Consider the following 16,756-nt stretch of genomic DNA (forward strand, 5'->3'; position numbering starts at 1 on the left):
CTTGTTGTTTCAGGTGAGCATAGTTTCAGGTGAGCATATTACGAATCACGTAATGCAAAATGCCATCGTTACGGTAATAGGTCAGTTCCGTCGACGTATCAATGCGACAGCGACACTGCAACACCTCTTGCGATCCGTCCGCGCGGGTTAAGATAACCGGCAACTCACCACCCGGTTTGATATTTTCCAGGTCAGCAACATCCAGCCGCTCTTCGCCGGTAAGTGCCAGGGTTTTGCGTGTCACTCCCTGCGGAAACTCCAGCGGCAGGATGCCCATGCCAATCAGGTTCGAGCGGTGAATACGTTCGAAGGATTCGGCAATGACCACGCGGATCCCCAGCAAACGCGGCCCTTTCGCTGCCCAGTCACGGCTGGAGCCAGAACCATACTCTTTACCCGCAATGACCGCCAGCGGCGTGCCTTCCTGCTGATAGCGCATGGCGGCGTCGTAGATGGATACTACTTCGCTGCCCGGCAGATGCCGCGTCATGCCGCCTTCTATGCCCGGCACCATTTCGTTACGAATGCGGATATTGGCAAACGTGCCGCGCATCATCACTTCATGGTTACCGCGTCGCGAGCCATACGAGTTAAAATCGCGCCGCTCGACGCCATGGCTTTGCAGATAACGGCCTGCCGGGCTATCGGCTTTAATGCTGCCTGCCGGGGAGATATGGTCAGTCGTTACCGAATCGCCCAGCATGGCAAGGATCCGCGCACCGTGAATGTCTTCTACCGGTTTCGGCTCAGCCAGCATCTCATCAAAGAACGGCGACAGGCGGATATAGGTGGAGTCATTCTGCCAGCCATACGTGTCCGAACGTTCAACCTGAATGGATTTCCACTCCTCCGTGCCTTCAAACACTTCGGCGTACTCTTTGCGGAACATATCCGTCGAAACTTGCTCAACGGCACGGGCAATCTCTGCGCTGGAGGGCCAGATATCTTTCAGATAAACCGGGTCGCCTTTGCGATCGTGTCCCAGTGGATCGGTAGCAAGGTTGATGTTCATATTCCCCGCCAGCGCATAAGCGACAACCAGCGGCGGCGATGCCAGCCAGTTGGTTTTGACCAGCGGATGGATACGCCCTTCAAAGTTACGGTTACCGGAAAGCACCGCCCCAACGGTAAGATCCCCCTGGCGAATCGCCTGTTCAATAGGCTCTGGCAGCGGGCCAGAGTTACCAATGCAGGTCGTGCAACCATAACCGACCAGGTTAAAACCCAGCTCATCGAGATACGGCGTCAGTCGGGCCTGCGCCAGGTAGTCAGAGACCACTTTCGAACCGGGCGCTAACGAAGCTTTTACCCACGGCTGGCGTTTCAGGCCAAGTGTGACGGCTTTTTTCGCCAGCAGCCCGGCGGCCATCAGCACGCTGGGGTTGGACGTATTGGTACAGGATGTAATCGCAGCAATCACCACCGCGCCGTCCGGAAGCTGGTATTGGTGGCCCTTCAGTACATAATCAACCGGCTTGCGATCTTTCTGAGCGGTATTGAGTTCGAGTTCAGTGCTCGCCGCAAACGCTTTTGGTACTTCGCCAAGGGCGACACGATCCTGCGGGCGTTTCGGCCCGGCGATGCTGGCCTCAACATCATTCATGTTCAGCTCGAGCGTACTGGTAAAGACCGGCTCGTCGCCCGGGTTACGCCACATGCCCTGTGCTTTGGCGTAAGCTTCGACCAGCGCCACCTGCTCTTCACTGCGCCCGCTCAGGCGCATATATCCCAGCGTGACGTCATCAATGGGGAAAAAACCACAGGTTGCGCCATATTCCGGTGCCATGTTTGCAATGGTGGCACGGTCAGCGAGCGGCAGCGAATCTAACCCGTCGCCGTAGAACTCGACAAATTTACCGACCACGCCATGTTTACGCAGCATTTGCGTTACGGTCAGCACCAGGTCAGTTGCGGTGATGCCCTCACCCAGCTTGCCGGTCAGTTTAAACCCGACCACATCGGGGATCAGCATCGATACAGGCTGGCCGAGCATCGCGGCTTCCGCTTCGATACCGCCAACGCCCCAGCCCAGCACGCCCAGCCCGTTAATCATGGTGGTGTGCGAATCAGTGCCGACCAGCGTGTCCGGGTAGGCCACCCACTCTTTATTCTGTAATTCGCTCCAGACAGCTTTACCGAGGTATTCCAGGTTGACCTGGTGGCAAATCCCGGTTCCGGGCGGAACGACACTAAAGCGGCTAAAGGCTTGCTGTCCCCAGCGCAGGAAAACATAACGTTCGTGATTGCGCTCCATCTCGAGGCGCACGTTTTCTTCGAACGCGTCATCATCGCCGAAATGATCAACAGTAACAGAGTGGTCGATAACCAGATCGACCGGGGATAAAGGATTTACTTTCGCGGTATCGCCGCCAAGACGTTTTACCGCCTCGCGCATTGCCGCTAAATCAACGACGGCAGGAACGCCGGTAAAGTCCTGCATTAATACCCTTGCCGGGCGGTAGGCGATTTCACGATCGGCATGAGCGGTTTTAAGCCAACCGGCCAGGGCGTGGATATCGTCTTCGGTAACGGATTCGTCATCCTGCCAGCGCAGGAGATTCTCAAGTAACACTTTGAGGGACTTGGGTAAACGTGCAATATCCCCAAGTTGTTTTGCAGCCAGCGGCAAGCTGTAGTAATGGTACGTTTTATTCTCAGCCTGCAACGTGTCCTTACTGGCTTCACGTAGGGTCAACGACATGTGCTCCTCCTTAATAACAGGGATTGCTTTACCCTGATGCTCGTCAGGGTCTGTATTAAAGATAACACAAACATATCGTAACGTTTTGATAACAACCCAAATTGCTACAAAAGGCAAAAACAGCTGAGAGGGAGAAAATAAAAAACCCCGCTGATGCGAGGTTTTTCAATTCATTACTGAAGGGCCAGCCAAACGATTTCGCCCCAGATAAGCGCAGAAACGGAAAACGCTGTAAGCCATGACCAATATTTCATTCCGCAATCATTATCCATAAATTTATTACCAGAAAATCTATTCATTTAAACTGAGTCTTTACTCAATTCATTTATGCTGTGTATTAATTAAAGAGTACAAAAGATCGTATCAATGAATAGCGGGATAATTTCCCACATTGATTCTGATGATAAATTTATTGTTTTTTGATGTCGTTTTCAGAGAAGGCGTCAATAAAAGCTTTCTGCTGTGGCGTCAACTTCCAGGAGGCCGGGAGAGTGGTCACAGGTTTGTTTTTCGCTTTCGGTGGCGTGTCATGAAGCTGACATACTTGCTTAACTGGTTCGTATCGACCCGCTATAGCCATTTTAACCCCAAAATTTCCAGACCAGGAACGCGACGACTGCCCAAAACACGGCAGAGCCGAGAAATACCGCCAGCCAGGCTTTACGCTTCAGCTCGGGGTCCCTTTGCGGTTCTTCACTTCCTGTTGGCATTGCTAACCTCGTACAATCGACATCACTTATCATTTTGGACACCAACAATCGGTAGAATTAATCATGAGATGAGACAAATCCTAAAAGAACTTTAGCCGAAAATCCAGTGAATTTACTCACTATGTCCAAAGAAATATTTAATCTTTTGACCAGAAATAAATTATTGAAGTAATAAATTTGCACAGTTGCAATTTAGTTTCTATTTTTGTCACTTAATTGAGACGGTGTCGCTTTAGAATTGTGAAGTCAATCACCCGGAAAGATGATTGTATCAAAGATGATGATAATTCTAATTTGGCTTTAGGGAGCATTATGGGTATCTTTTCGGGCGATAAGATACCCTTCGGCATTATTTCTGCGGCAACTTAATATCTTTAAACATCGCTTCGATATCATCGTTAGAACGTAATGCCACGGCGGCATCAACCACATCACGCGTTAAATGCGGCGCAAAGCGTTGAATAAAATCATACATATAGCTACGTAAGAAGGTGCTACGGCGAAAACCGATTTTCGTGGTGCTGTGGCTGAAAATTTCATGGGCATCCAGCTTCACCAGGTCCGGATCGGACACCGGATCGACCGCCATACTGGCAATCACCCCCACGCCCAGCCCCAGTCGTACATAGGTTTTAATCACATCAGCATCGGTCGCGGTAAAGACAATGCGTGGCGTCAACCCGGCGCGATTGAACGCAGTATCCAGCTCAGAACGCCCCGTAAAACCAAAGGTATACGTCACCAGTGGATATTGCGCTAACTCATCAATACTCACAGATTGCTTCGCCGCCAGCGGGTGATCTGGCGTGACAACGATAGAACGGTTCCAGTGATAGCATGGCAGCATGACCAGATCGTCGTACAGATGCAGCGCTTCAGTCGCGATGGCGAAATCAGCATTGCCTTTCGACACCGCCTCAGCAATTTGCGTCGGTGATCCTTGATGCATATGCAACGAGACGCGCGGGTAACGCTCAATAAAGCCTTTAATCACGTTAGGCAGCGCATAACGAGCCTGAGTGTGGGTGGTGGCAACGTACAGCGACCCTTTATCCGGCCAGGTATGCTCCCCCGCCACGGATTTTATCGCCTCAACTTTCGATAAAACTTCCCGGGCGATACGGATGATTTCCTGCCCGGCCGGTGTCACCTGGGTAAGATGTTTACCACTGCGGGCAAAAATTTGTATACCGAGTTCATCTTCAAGCATACGGACTTGCTTACTGATGCCAGGCTGCGAAGTGTAAAGCCCCTCCGCCGTGGAGGAGACATTGAGGTTGTGATTCACCACCTCAACAATATAGCGAAGCTGCTGTAGTTTCATGACAGACCATCCGAATTGCGCAAACGGGTTATCGCTTAAGACGATTTCATAATAAAAAAGTGAATAGCTATAACAACTATATCATTTATAGCTTCTGTGTATAGCGAGGAACTAAGAATAATAACGCATGAATGAAAAGGGCCGGAAAGACCGGCCCTTAAAGGTAGGTAACTGAAGTCGCTTATTTTTTCGCTTCAACCCACTTGCTGTCGATAAAGAACGCAGACCAGCCGGTGGCTTTGCCGTCCTTCTCAGAAGCGACGTACTGTTGCTTCGTTTTACGGCTAAAGCGGACAATGGTTTTGTTACCCTGCGGATCTTCCTGCGGTGCATCGGCCAGATAACGCAATTTTTCCGGCAGACGATCGCGGAAGCGATACAGCTCTTCCACCAGCGGCGCGCGCGTTTCGCGAGATTTCGGGAACGTGTTGGCGGCAAGGAACACGCCCGCAGCACCGTCACGCAGCACAAAATAAGCGTCTGATTTCTCGCATTTCAGCTCCGGCAACGGCACCGGATCTTCCTTCGGCGGCGCAACTTCACCATTGCGCAGGATTTTACGCGTGTTCTTACAGTCGTCGTTGGTGCAGGCCATGTACTTACCAAAGCGCCCCATTTTCAGGTGCATTTCAGAACCGCATTTTTCACACTCAACGATCGGACCATCGTAGCCTTTGATGCGGAACTCGCCCTCTTCGATTTCGTAACCGTCACAAGTTGGGTTATTGCCGCACACATGCAACTTGCGTTTCGGATCGATCAGATAGCTGTCCATCGCCGTGCCGCACTTCTGGCAGCGACGTTTCGCACGCAGCGCGTTGGTTTCGGCGTCATCGCCTTCCAGCACGTTGAGCACTTCATTTTCCGGCACCAGGTTAATGGTGGTTTTGCAGCGCTCTTTTGGCGGCAGAGCATAGCCAGAACAGCCGAGGAACACACCGGTACTGGCGGTACGAATACCCATTTTACGACCACAGGTCGGGCAATCGATGCTGGTGAGCACCATCTGGTTTGGACGCATGCCGCCCGCTTCCGGATCTTGCTCAGCCTGTTCCAGTTGACGCGAGAAATCGCCAAAGAAACTGTCCAGCACTTTTCGCCACTCGGCCTCGTGGTTCGCCACGCGGTCAAGGCTATCTTCCATCTGTGCAGTGAAATCGTAGTTCATCAGTTCACGGAAGTTCTCTTCCAGACGATCGGTAACGATTTCACCCATTTTTTCCGCATAGAAGCGGCGGTTTTCAACGCGAACATAACCCCTGTCCTGAATGGTCGAAATGATCGACGCATAGGTAGACGGGCGGCCAATACCGCGTTTTTCCAGTTCCTTAACCAGCGATGCTTCGCTAAAACGTGCGGGTGGTTTGGTAAAGTGCTGCGCCGGCGTCAGTTCAATAAGGGAGAGTTCATCGCCCTTATTCACTGCCGGGAGAGTGCGATCTTCATCACCCTTACGCAGCGCAGGCATGACCTTTGTCCAGCCATCGAAGCGCAAAATACGCCCACGCGCTTTCAGGCGGAAATCACCGGCACCGACGGTCAATGTAGTGGAGTCATACTTAGCAGGCGTCATCTGGCAGGCCACAAACTGACGCCAGATCAGCTGATACAGTTTCTGCGCATCCACTTCCATGTCTTTTAACGATTCCGCTAACACGCCAACATCAGAAGGACGAATCGCTTCGTGCGCTTCTTGTGAGTTCTCTTTGCTGGCGTACTGGTTGGCGCTTTCTGGCAGGTATTTTTTGCCAAAATTATCTGCGATATAGCCGCGAACCATGCTTATTGCATCCTGACTCAGGTTAGTTGAGTCGGTACGCATATAAGTGATATAGCCCGCTTCATACAGACGCTGCGCCATCATCATGGTTTTCTTCACGCCATAACCCAGGCGCGTACTGGCAGCCTGTTGCAGCGTGGAGGTAATAAAAGGTGCGCCAGGCTTACTGCTCGTCGGCTTATCTTCGCGATCGAGCACGGTATAACGCGCTTTTTCCAGCAGGCTGACGGCCGCCATGGTCTGTTCGCGGTTAACCGGGCGGAAAGCTTTATCGCCCTCGTGGGTCACCTGCAATGGCAGTGAATCACCGCCTGGCGTTGCCGTTACAGCATCGATTTCCCAGAACTCTTCCGGAACGAAGGCTTTGATTTCGCGTTCGCGCTCAACCACCAGGCGAACCGCCACGGACTGCACGCGTCCGGCGGATAAACCACGGGCGATTTTCTTCCACAGCAGAGGGGAAACCATATAGCCCACAACGCGGTCCATAAAACGACGCGCCTGTTGAGCATTAACACGGTCAATATTCAGTTCGCCCGGCGTTTCAAAAGCCTGACGAATCGCATTCTTGGTAATTTCGTTGAACACTACACGGCTGTAGCGTTTTTCGTCGCCGCCGATCACTTCCCGCAGGTGCCATGCAATGGCTTCCCCTTCGCGGTCAAGGTCGGTTGCGAGATAGATGTGGTCGGCTTTTTCTGCCAGCGATTTCAGCTCGGAAACCACCTTCTCTTTGCCTGGCAGCACTTCATAATGTGCGTCCCAGTTGTGCCATGGGTCGATCCCCATGCGGTTAACAAGCGCGCCCCGCTCATCCTTTTTAGGCTTCTTAGCCGGTTTGGTGGCGGTGGATTCTGCGCTCTTTTTAGGTGCTGAACCACTGGTCGGCAAATCGCGGATATGACCTACGCTGGATTTCACCACGTAGTCATTGCCCAGATATTTATTGATCGTTTTGGCTTTTGCCGGGGACTCAACGATAACGAGAGCTTTACCCATATTCACCTTTACCTAATTAAATTCTTCCAGAAATGCGCCGCCCGTTGCGTCACACCCACTGACAAACAGTCACTATTGCGGCGGCGTCAATGGATATCAACCCCTCAATATTGCCCGTCCCGTAAAAAAGAAGCGTTCAGATGACTGAGATCTCAGGCTTTTTCGCGGCGAAGAGGTGTAGCAAGACGATATTACGGTCGAATGTCAAGCAAATCTGTTGCCAGATTGACGAAAGCGTCACACTGTACCTGATAAAATTTGTTACGCAACTTTATTAGCATGCAATAGCCAATCGCGCCAGCTTGACGGTGACGTAAACCCTTTACAAAGAAAGGGAAAATTTGCCCCTGGACGCCACCGGCGGTAAACTTCGCCAAATTTTGAGGAGGATGAAAATGAACACGACATCTCAACCTATCGATCGGCAGTCTTTGCTTGACCTGGCCAACCAACTCATTCGCGACCATGAAGATACCCTTGCAGGGATTGCGGCGACCGACGTGACCCAACGCAACGGCGTGCTGGTTTTTAGCGGGGAGTTTTATCTTGATGAACAAGGGTTGCCGACAGCAAAAAGCACGGCGGTGTTCAATATGTTCAAGTACTTAGCGCATGAACTGTCCGAAAAATACCATTTAATCGATTAAACAAAAACGCGAGGCACAGGCCTCGCGTTTTGCTTACATCATCGGTTTTTGCCCGCGCTGCCACCAGCGCATTAGCAAGCGATCGATACTTTCGGTCGCACTGCCGGTAAACCGCTCCATCAGTTTTTTACGATGCTGATAGCGAACGCCGATCACTTCGTGATTTTCGATAAGCCCCAGCAGCAGTTCATCACTGGTGCCGACGGCATCGACAAGCCCTTTTTCCAGCGCTTGCGTGCCGTACCAGTGCTCACCGGTCGCCACACTTTCAATATCAAGTTGCGGGCGCATCTGGCTGACGAAGCCTTTAAACAGATCGTGAGTTTCATTCAGGCTTTCGCGGAATTTCTGTCGCCCTTCTTCCGTGTTCTCACCCAACAAGGTCAGGGTGCGCTTAAACTGCCCGGCGGTATGCAGTTCAATATCAATATCTTTACTTTTGAGGAAGCGGTTGAAGTTGGGGATCTGCGCGACCACGCCAATCGAACCGATAATGGAGAACGGGGCCGCGACAATTTTATCGCCGACGCAGGCCATCATATAACCGCCGCTCGCTGCGACTTTATCAACGGCAATGGTCAACGGAATATGTTTATCGCGCAGGCGCTGCAATTGTGAAGCGGCAAGCCCATAACCATGAACCACGCCGCCAGGGCTTTCGAGACGTAAAAGCACCTGATCCTGCGGCTTCGCCACGCTAAGCACGGCGGTTATCTCTTCGCGCAATGAATTGACTTCTGCGGCATCCATACTGCCTTTAAAATCGAGGACATAAACGCGTGATTTGCCACTCTCTTGCGACTCACCCGTTTTCGCTTTGCCTTTTGCGACCTTCGCTTCCGCCTTCAGTTTTTTCTTCTGTGCTTTGTGCCAGAATTTCTGTTGGTGGTGGCCCAGTAAGGCGACGGACATCTCCTCCTGCATCTCTTTATAGTGTTCGCTCAAGCGGGTGATTTTAAGCTCCCCCCGCTGGCGTTTGCGCTGCGTCAAATTAATGACCAGCGTCGCGATAAACGCAATCGCCACCACAACGGTTGCAATTTTGGCTAAAAATAAACCATATTCCGACAGTAATTCCATGCGTACCACCTTGGTTACTTCACTCGACAATCGCACCAGTGTACATGAGCCATACGGGCGCGTCTCGCGCCAGCAAAACATCCAGCCCGCCATGTTGCTGAATTTTTTAACACTCCTGGGTGTAAAGGTTGCGCAACTCTCCCCTTGACTGATTGAAATAGGCGGACGTTTAAGGCATAAAGCCAACACATGAAGGTGATTACAGGCTCCGGCCTGAGGAGACAGTGTGCATTATCAGCCACAACGCGACCTGTTGAATGGCCGCATCATTCTTATCACCGGTGCCAGCGACGGTATTGGAAAAGAAGCGGCTCTGACTTATGCCCGCCACGGCGCCAACCTGATTTTGCTGGGCCGTAACGAAGAAAAATTGCGCCAGGTCTCACAATTAATCAATGACGAAGGGCAGACGGCGCAGTGGTTCACCCTTGATATGGCAACCTGCACGCCCGAAGCCTGCCAGCAACTGGCGGATAATATTGCCGCCATTACGCCGCACCTTGATGGCGTACTACACAACGCGGGTTTGCTGGGAGATATTTGCCCGATGAGCGAGCAAGTTCCGGCGATGTGGGACGAGGTCATGCAGGTGAATATCAACGCGACCTTTTATCTGACTCAGGCGCTTCTTCCTTTATTACTCAACGCGGAAAGTGGTTCTCTGGTGTTCACTTCCTCCAGCGTGGGCCGCCAGGGGCGCGCTAACTGGGGAGCCTACGCGGTTTCCAAGTTTGCCACCGAGGGGATGATGCAAGTGCTGGCAGAAGAGTATCAGAACCGTCTGCGCGTCAACTGTATCAACCCTGGCGGAACCCGCACTAAAATGCGCGCCAGCGCGTTCCCGACGGAAGATCCGCAAAAACTGAAAACCCCCGCCGATATTATGCCGCTCTATTTATGGCTGATGGGCGATGACAGCCGCCGTAAAACCGGGATGAGCTTTGACGCGCAACCCGGACGTAAACCAGGAATTTCACAATGAGCGAAGAACGTTACCAGCAACGCCAGCAGCGTGTAAAAGAACGCGTGGATGCACGCGTTGCCGCTGCGCAGGATGAACGTGGGGTAATTATTGTTTTTACCGGCAACGGCAAAGGCAAAACCACGGCGGCATTTGGTACCGCCACCCGCGCCGTCGGTCATGGCAAAAAAGTGGGCGCGATCCAGTTTATTAAAGGCACCTGGCCGAACGGCGAGCGTAACTTACTGGAACCGTTGGGTGTGGAATTTCAGGTGATGGCCACTGGCTTCACGTGGGATACACAGAACCGCGAAAGCGACACTGCCGCCTGTCTTGCGGTCTGGCAGCATGCCGAACGTATGCTGGCCGATCCCTGTCTGGATATGGTGCTGCTGGATGAGCTGACGTATATGGTGGCGTACGATTATCTGCCGCTGGGAACGGTGCTGAACGCATTGAAAAACCGCCCGACGACACAGACAGTGATCATCACCGGTCGCGGTTGCCATCGCGATATTCTGGAACTGGCGGATACGGTCAGCGAGTTACGACCGGTGAAACATGCGTTCGAAGCGGGCGTAAAAGCGCAAATCGGGATTGATTACTGAGCATTAAAAAGGGGCTTTCGCCCCTTTTTGTTAATCGTTTTTACTACGACCACCACCAGAGCGGCGGTTACCGGCCGGTTGGTTGTGGCGTTTAACAGCGCGACGGATCTGGTTTGCTTTCATGCGACGGCGATCTTTTTCCACCGCCACTTTTGACTGCGTTTCCGCGTCCAGACCTACCAGCTCACGTAGGTAGTTGGTTTGCGCCAGATCCAGCTCCGTCCAGCCGCCGCGTGGCAGACCTTTCGGCAGGGGAATATCGCCATAACGCACACGAATCAGGCGGCTGACCTGGACACCCACCGCTTCCCACAGGCGACGCACTTCGCGGTTACGCCCTTCGGTCAGCGTTACGTTGTACCACTGGTTAATGCCTTCGCCGCCGCTGAATTTGATGGTTTTGAAGGCCGCCGGGCCATCTTCCAGTTGCACGCCGCGAGCCAGATCGCGCAATTTTGCGTCGTCGACTTCACCAAACACGCGCACGGCATATTCACGTTCAACTTCACGGCTTGGGTGCATCAGGCGGTTCGCCAGCTCACCGTCGGTCGTAAACAGCAACAGCCCGCAGGTATTGACATCAAGGCGTCCAACCGCAATCCAGCGCGCCCCACGCAATTTTGGCAGACGGTCGAACACCGTCGGGCGACCTTCAGGATCGTTGCGTGTGCACAGCTCGCCTTCCGGTTTGTAGTACGCCAGCACGCGACAGATCTGCTCGACGGACTCTTTCACCGAAATGAGATGACCATCAATACGGATTTTTAGCCCCGGCGTCACGTCAACACGATCACCAAGCGTAGCGACTTTACCGTCAACGCTGACACGACCGGCTTCAATAATAGATTCGATTTCACGGCGGGAGCCGTGGCCAGCCCGCGCCAGCACTTTCTGTAGTTTCTCGCTCATAGAGCATCCTTAGATGTCGCCTTCACAGGCGTCGAATAGGGTCATCAGTTCGGCGAAGCCGTTGCTGAAATGGCCGCGTAGTATAGCGGCTTGCGCCACTATAAGAAAGGCCTAACATCGCCAACACCTTCACGAACCACCACCGGAGAATCATCTGTCAAATCTATAACCGTTGTCGGCTGTTGACCGAGATAACCGCCATGAATAATCAAATCCACCTCTTTCGCCAACCGCTCTTTGATTTCATCGGGATCTGACTCGGTAAATTCGTTGCCTGGCAACATTAACGAGGTCGACAGCATTGGTTCGTTGAGGTTTTCCAATAGCGCCAGCGCAATCGGGTTCGACGGCACACGCAAGCCGATGGTTTTCCGTTTTTCCTGTAACAAACGGCGCGGCACCTCTTTCGTCCCTTTCAGGATGAACGTGTAATTGCCCGGCGTGTTGTTTTTGATCAGGCGAAACGCCACGTTATCGACGAACGAATATGTTGATAGTTCCGACAGATCGCGACACATCAACGTGAAGTTGTGGCCGTCCGGCAGGTGACGAATGCGGCAAATACGCTCCATCGCCCCTTTATCTTCAAGCTTGCAGCCCAGCGCATAGCCGGAATCTGTGGGATAGACGATAACTCCGCCTTTACGCACGATATCTACCGCCTGGTTAATCAAACGCGGCTGGGGATTATCCGGGTGAATATAAAAAAACTGACTCATACTTCCCTCTTCTCTATAGGGTTCTGCGGCTGCTCCCATTTAAGCCAGACGCCGTCAACACCGGCCGGAAGCCAGAGCTTACGCCCCAATTCGATCCACGGGCAGGGCTGGTGGAAATCCGATCCTTGCGACGCCAGTAAACCGAACTGACGGGCATAAACCGCGAGCTGCGCTCTTTCATTGGGAGCCTGCTGGCATTGGGCAACTTCTATCGCCTCGCCGCCGCTTTGAGCAAAATGCGCCAGCAGTCTTTTCAACCACTTAGCGGACAGATTATAACGCCCTGGATGGGCTATTACCGCCGTTCCGCCAGAATGATGAATCACATCAATGGCTTGTTCTATTGTACACCACTGAGGCGGGACATAACCCGTTTTCCCCCTAGCAAGGTATTTTTTGAAGACATCGGCCATATTGCTCGCCTTGCCCTGCTCCACCAGAAAGCGGGCAAAATGACCGCGCGTCACATTCGCGCCCTGCGCCAGACGCTGCGCGCCTTCCCATGCGCCGGGGATATGAGCCTTCTCCAGCCGTTCGGCAATAAGCTGCGCGCGATCGGTACGACGTTGCGATTGTGCCTGTAAAAAGTCACGCATCGCCGGGTGGGCAATATCAATATTCAGCCCAACAATATGAATTTCGTGATTTTCCCAAACCGTGGAAATTTCCACACCACTGATTAACTGCAAATTCAGCCCGGCGCGGGCAATTTCGGCGCGCGCGGCGGGAATGGCATCCGTGGTGTCATGATCGGTAATCGCCAGCGTTCCGATACGCATCTCAACCGCGCGATGCACCAGTTGTTCGGGGGAAAGAAGGCCATCGGAGGCGCGGGTATGGCTATGAAGATCGTAAATAATGGCGTAATTCGTGTCGCTCAAAGCGGCTCCGTTAATTCATCAGGACATCTGTTTGTGCACTATCATAACGCTCATGCATTATTTTCTAAAATCGCGGCTTGACTTTCTTTCCATGAACCAGTTAACTAGTACGCAAGTTCACTCAACAAGGTATCACGAAAATGAATGCACATTTCTCTTCCAACCGCTGGTGGCGCACTCCCTGACCAGGGCTGTGAAATCACGTGCGCATTCAGCATACCGATACCAGGCCCGCTCACTTAGCGGGCTTTTTTTTGAACAAATTTATGAGAGCGACACTGCAAATGCAAAAACCGGCACTCGAACTTTTAACCAGTCAAGCCAGCTACCGTGGCAATCCAACGGCGCTGTTCCACCAACTCTGCGCCGATCGCCCGGCAACGTTGTTGCTCGAATCAGCGGATATCGACAGTAAAAATGATTTAAAAAGCCTGCTACTGGTAGACAGCGCATTGCGCATTACCGCATTAGGTGACACCGTCACGATTCGCGCATTAACCGCCAATGGCGCAGCCCTGCTCGCTTTGCTTGATAAGGCGCTTCCCGCAGGCGTGGAAAACACCGTTTTGGCAGATGGCCGCGAGCTGCGCTTTCCTGCGGTGAGCAATCTGCTTGATGAAGACGCCCGTCTCTGCTCGCTCTCGGTTTTCGATGCATTTCGCTTATTACAGAGCCTGGTTGATGTTCCCGTTGAAGAGCGCGAAGCGATGTTTTTCGGCGGTCTGTTCGCCTATGACCTGGTGGCCGGTTTTGAAGAGCTGCCCAGTCTGAATCATGACCGCCGCTGCCCGGATTACTGCTTTTATCTCGCCGAAACCTTACTGGTGATCGACCACCAGAAACAGCAGACGCGCATTCAGGCGAGCCTGTTTACCGACGCCGCCAGCGAAAAAGATCGCCTGCTGCAACGCATCAATATGCTGCGCCAGCAGATTGACACCCCCGCCGCGCCGCTGCCGGTTGAGACCGTTGAACATATGCGTTGTGACTGCAACCAGAGCGATGAAGAGTACGGCAATATTGTGCGTAAAATGCAAAAAGCGATCCGCGCCGGGGAAATTTTCCAGGTCGTGCCCTCACGCCGTTTCACCTTGCCCTGCCCGTCACCGCTTGCGGCTTATGAAGTGCTGAAAAAGAGTAACCCAAGCCCCTATATGTTCTTTATGCAGGATGAAGATTTCACCCTGTTTGGCGCTTCCCCGGAAAGCTCGCTGAAATACGATGCCAGCAACCGTCAGATTGAAATTTACCCTATCGCCGGTACGCGCCCGCGCGGTCGCCGCCCGGATGGTTCACTCGATCGCGACCTCGATAGCCGCATCGAGCTGGACATGCGAACCGATCATAAAGAGCTCTCCGAACATTTGATGCTGGTTGACCTGGCGCGTAACGATTTAGCGCGTATCTGTACCCCTGGCAGCCGCTACGTTGCCGATCTGACAAAAGTCGATCGCTATTCTTACGTGATGCATCTGGTCTCCCGTGTGGTTGGCGAGCTACGCCAGGATTTAGATGTCCTGCATGCTTATCGTGCCTGCATGAATATGGGCACGCTGAGCGGCGCACCGAAAGTACGCGCCATGCAGCTGATTGCCGAGGCGGAAGGTTCACGTCGGGGCAGCTACGGTGGCGCAGTCGGTTATTTTACCGCCCATGGCGATCTGGATACCTGCATTGTTATCCGCTCCGCCTGGGTTGAGGACGGTGTGGCAACGATACAGGCCGGTGCAGGCGTGGTACTGGACTCCGTACCGCAATCTGAAGCCGACGAAACACGCAATAAAGCCCGCGCGGTTCTGCGCGCTATCGCCACCGCACACCACGCACAGGAGACGTTCTGATGGCTGATATTCTGCTGCTCGATAATATCGACTCTTTTACTTACAACCTGGCGGATCAGCTGCGTGCAAGCGGGCACAATGTGGTGATTTATCGCAACCATGTTCCGGCCCAAACCTTAATCGACCGGCTGGCGACCATGCAAAACCCGGTACTGATGCTCTCGCCAGGCCCTGGTGCGCCGTCCGAAGCGGGTTGTATGCCGGAATTACTGACGCGCATGCGCGGAAAATTGCCGATTATCGGCATCTGTCTGGGTCATCAGGCGATTGTTGAAGCGTATGGCGGTTATGTGGGTCAGGCGGGGGAAATCCTGCACGGTAAAGCGTCCAGTATCGAACATGATGGCCAGGCGATGTTTGCTGGTTTAAGCAACCCGCTGCCCGTTGCGCGTTACCACTCGCTTGTCGGCAGCAACATTCCGGCCGGGTTGACCATTAATGCGCATTTTAATGGCATGGTGATGGCAGTTCGCCACGACGCCGATCGCGTTTGCGGTTTCCAGTTCCATCCTGAATCCATCCTGACGACGCAGGGCGCGCGTTTGCTGGAACAGACGCTGGCCTGGGCGCTGCAAAAGCTGGAACAGACCAATACATTGCAACCGATTCTGGAAAAACTCTACCAGGCGCAAACCTTGAGCCAGCAAGAGAGCCACCAGCTTTTCTCTGCCGTGGTTCGCGGAGAATTGAAGCCAGAGCAACTGGCAGCGGCGCTGGTCAGTATGAAAATCCGCGGCGAGCATCCGCAGGAAATTGCCGGTGCGGCAACCGCGCTGCTGGAAAATGCAGCGCCTTTCCCACGCCCTGACTATGCTTTTGCTGATATCGTCGGTACCGGCGGCGACGGCAGCAACAGTATTAATATTTCCACTGCCAGCGCGTTTGTCGCTGCGGCGTGCGGGCTGAAAGTCGCGAAACACGGCAACCGCAGCGTTTCCAGCCGCTCGGGTTCATCGGACTTGCTGGCCGCTTTTGGCATCAATCTGGATATGAATGCCGATAAATCCCGCGCGGCGCTGGATGAGCTGGGAGTCTGCTTCCTGTTCGCGCCGAAATACCACACCGGTTTTCGCCACGCGATGCCCGTGCGTCAGCAGTTGAAAACGCGCACCCTGTTTAATGTGCTTGGGCCGTTGATCAACCCGGCGCATCCGCCACTGGCGCTGATTGGCGTTTATAGCGCAGAACTGGTGTTGCCGATTGCCGAAACCCTGCGCGTTCTCGGTTATCAACGTGCAGCGGTGGTACACAGCGGCGGCATGGATGAAGTGTCACTTCATGCACCAACCGTGGTGGCAGAGCTTAATGATGGAGAGATCAAAAGCTATCAGTTGACGGCCGCAGACTTCGGCCTGACGCCTTATCATCAGGACGCGCTGGCTGGCGGCATGCCGGAAGAAAACCGTGACATTCTGACACGCTTATTACAAGGTAAAGGCGAGCCCGCGCATGAAGCCGCCGTGGCCGCCAACGTGGCGATGCTGATGCGTTTACACGGTGAAGAAGATTTACAGGTTAACGCGCAAAAAGTACTGGATGTGCTGCACAGCGGGGCAGCCTACGACAAAGTCACCGCACTTGCGGCAAGAGGGTAAA

Annotated in this window: 14 protein-coding genes and 1 other annotated feature; of the genes, 5 read left to right on the plus strand and 9 right to left on the minus strand. The window is 53.3% G+C overall.

Translation table 11 applies throughout. The features are described from left to right. Positions 1-25: 25 nt before the first annotated feature. The 5 genes from acnA to topA form a co-directional block, all read right to left on the minus strand. Positions 26-2,701: an aconitate hydratase AcnA gene (gene acnA, locus Q5705_02740; protein ID WLI77502.1), complete on the minus strand. Its 2,676-nt coding sequence runs from the start codon at positions 2,699-2,701 to the stop codon at positions 26-28. Positions 2,702-2,874: 173 nt separating this feature from the next. Next, positions 2,875-2,955 carry a small membrane protein YmiC gene (gene ymiC, locus Q5705_02745; GenBank protein WLI78952.1) on the minus strand — a complete coding sequence of 27 codons (81 nt, stop codon included), beginning with the start codon at positions 2,953-2,955 and terminating at the stop codon, positions 2,875-2,877. A gap of 327 nt (positions 2,956-3,282) precedes the next feature. Continuing rightward, positions 3,283-3,444 carry a YmiA family putative membrane protein gene (locus Q5705_02750; protein WLI77503.1) on the minus strand — a complete coding sequence of 54 codons (162 nt, stop codon included), beginning with the start codon at positions 3,442-3,444 and terminating at the stop codon, positions 3,283-3,285. 316 nt (positions 3,445-3,760) lie between these two features. Beyond that, entirely contained in the window at positions 3,761-4,735 is a 975-nt protein-coding gene (cysB, locus tag Q5705_02755; GenBank protein WLI77504.1) for an HTH-type transcriptional regulator CysB, read from the minus strand. Between the two features lie 181 nt (positions 4,736-4,916). Then, on the minus strand, positions 4,917-7,514 hold the full coding sequence (topA, locus tag Q5705_02760; GenBank protein WLI77505.1) for a type I DNA topoisomerase: 2,598 nt from the start codon (positions 7,512-7,514) through the stop codon (positions 4,917-4,919). A gap of 395 nt (positions 7,515-7,909) precedes the next feature. On the opposite strand from topA, the gene Q5705_02765 reads away from it, so the two are divergent. Next, the gene (locus Q5705_02765) at positions 7,910-8,161 is read left to right on the plus strand and encodes a YciN family protein (protein ID WLI77506.1); all 252 of its coding nucleotides are present in this window, start codon (positions 7,910-7,912) and stop codon (positions 8,159-8,161) included. A gap of 33 nt (positions 8,162-8,194) precedes the next feature. On the opposite strand, the gene sohB is transcribed toward Q5705_02765, so the two are convergent. After that, a complete protein-coding gene (sohB, locus tag Q5705_02770; GenBank protein ID WLI77507.1) occupies positions 8,195-9,241 on the minus strand; it encodes a protease SohB in 1,047 nt (348 codons plus the stop codon). Positions 9,242-9,467: 226 nt separating this feature from the next. On the opposite strand from sohB, the gene Q5705_02775 reads away from it, so the two are divergent. Further along, positions 9,468-10,223: a YciK family oxidoreductase gene (locus Q5705_02775; GenBank protein WLI77508.1), complete on the plus strand. Its 756-nt coding sequence runs from the start codon at positions 9,468-9,470 to the stop codon at positions 10,221-10,223. Beyond that, positions 10,220-10,810 carry a cob(I)yrinic acid a,c-diamide adenosyltransferase gene (gene cobO, locus Q5705_02780; GenBank protein ID WLI77509.1) on the plus strand — a complete coding sequence of 197 codons (591 nt, stop codon included), beginning with the start codon at positions 10,220-10,222 and terminating at the stop codon, positions 10,808-10,810. The genes Q5705_02775 and cobO overlap by 4 nt, the downstream gene beginning before the upstream one ends. A 30-nt stretch (positions 10,811-10,840) precedes the next feature. Here the strand turns inward: cobO and rluB are convergent, their stop codons facing one another. The 3 genes from rluB to rnm all read right to left on the minus strand — a co-directional run bounded on the left by rluB (position 10,841) and on the right by rnm (position 13,319). Further along, the gene (gene rluB, locus Q5705_02785) at positions 10,841-11,719 is read right to left on the minus strand and encodes a 23S rRNA pseudouridine(2605) synthase RluB (protein ID WLI77510.1); all 879 of its coding nucleotides are present in this window, start codon (positions 11,717-11,719) and stop codon (positions 10,841-10,843) included. Positions 11,720-11,817: 98 nt separating this feature from the next. Then, positions 11,818-12,438: an L-threonylcarbamoyladenylate synthase gene (locus Q5705_02790; GenBank protein ID WLI77511.1), complete on the minus strand. Its 621-nt coding sequence runs from the start codon at positions 12,436-12,438 to the stop codon at positions 11,818-11,820. After that, complete coding sequence (gene rnm, locus Q5705_02795; GenBank protein ID WLI77512.1) at positions 12,435-13,319, minus strand: RNase AM; 885 nt, start codon at positions 13,317-13,319, stop codon at positions 12,435-12,437. The genes Q5705_02790 and rnm overlap by 4 nt, the downstream gene beginning before the upstream one ends. A 161-nt stretch (positions 13,320-13,480) precedes the next feature. Beyond that, positions 13,481-13,575: a sequence feature (Trp leader region), on the plus strand. A 22-nt stretch (positions 13,576-13,597) separates the two neighbouring features. Here rnm and Q5705_02800 point away from each other — a divergent pair. Together Q5705_02800 and trpD are read left to right on the plus strand one after the other, a co-directional pair. Beyond that, positions 13,598-15,160, plus strand: a complete 1,563-nt coding sequence (locus tag Q5705_02800; protein WLI78953.1) for an anthranilate synthase component 1 — start codon at positions 13,598-13,600, stop codon at positions 15,158-15,160. Beyond that, entirely contained in the window at positions 15,160-16,755 is a 1,596-nt protein-coding gene (gene trpD / locus Q5705_02805) for a bifunctional anthranilate synthase glutamate amidotransferase component TrpG/anthranilate phosphoribosyltransferase TrpD (GenBank protein WLI77513.1), read from the plus strand. The genes Q5705_02800 and trpD overlap by 1 nt, the downstream gene beginning before the upstream one ends. The last annotated feature ends 1 nt before the right edge of the window (position 16,756 follow it).

This window comes from Kosakonia sp. H02 (genome assembly GCA_030704225.1).
Lineage (GTDB): Bacteria > Pseudomonadota > Gammaproteobacteria > Enterobacterales > Enterobacteriaceae > Kosakonia.

What these genes read in the sequence shown, in the direction of transcription:
- acnA (WLI77502.1), bottom strand. Translation starts at nt 2,701, where the DNA reads ATGTCGTTGACCCTACGTGAAGCCAGTAAGGACACGTTGCAGGCTGAG.
- ymiC (WLI78952.1), bottom strand. Translation starts at nt 2,955, where the DNA reads ATGAAATATTGGTCATGGCTTACAGCGTTTTCCGTTTCTGCGCTTATC.
- Q5705_02750 (WLI77503.1), bottom strand. Translation starts at nt 3,444, where the DNA reads ATGATAAGTGATGTCGATTGTACGAGGTTAGCAATGCCAACAGGAAGT.
- cysB (WLI77504.1), bottom strand. Translation starts at nt 4,735, where the DNA reads ATGAAACTACAGCAGCTTCGCTATATTGTTGAGGTGGTGAATCACAAC.
- topA (WLI77505.1), bottom strand. Translation starts at nt 7,514, where the DNA reads ATGGGTAAAGCTCTCGTTATCGTTGAGTCCCCGGCAAAAGCCAAAACG.
- Q5705_02765 (WLI77506.1), top strand. Translation starts at nt 7,910, where the DNA reads ATGAACACGACATCTCAACCTATCGATCGGCAGTCTTTGCTTGACCTG.
- sohB (WLI77507.1), bottom strand. Translation starts at nt 9,241, where the DNA reads ATGGAATTACTGTCGGAATATGGTTTATTTTTAGCCAAAATTGCAACC.
- cobO (WLI77509.1), top strand. Translation starts at nt 10,220, where the DNA reads ATGAGCGAAGAACGTTACCAGCAACGCCAGCAGCGTGTAAAAGAACGC.
- rluB (WLI77510.1), bottom strand. Translation starts at nt 11,719, where the DNA reads ATGAGCGAGAAACTACAGAAAGTGCTGGCGCGGGCTGGCCACGGCTCC.
- Q5705_02790 (WLI77511.1), bottom strand. Translation starts at nt 12,438, where the DNA reads ATGAGTCAGTTTTTTTATATTCACCCGGATAATCCCCAGCCGCGTTTG.
- trpD (WLI77513.1), top strand. Translation starts at nt 15,160, where the DNA reads ATGGCTGATATTCTGCTGCTCGATAATATCGACTCTTTTACTTACAAC.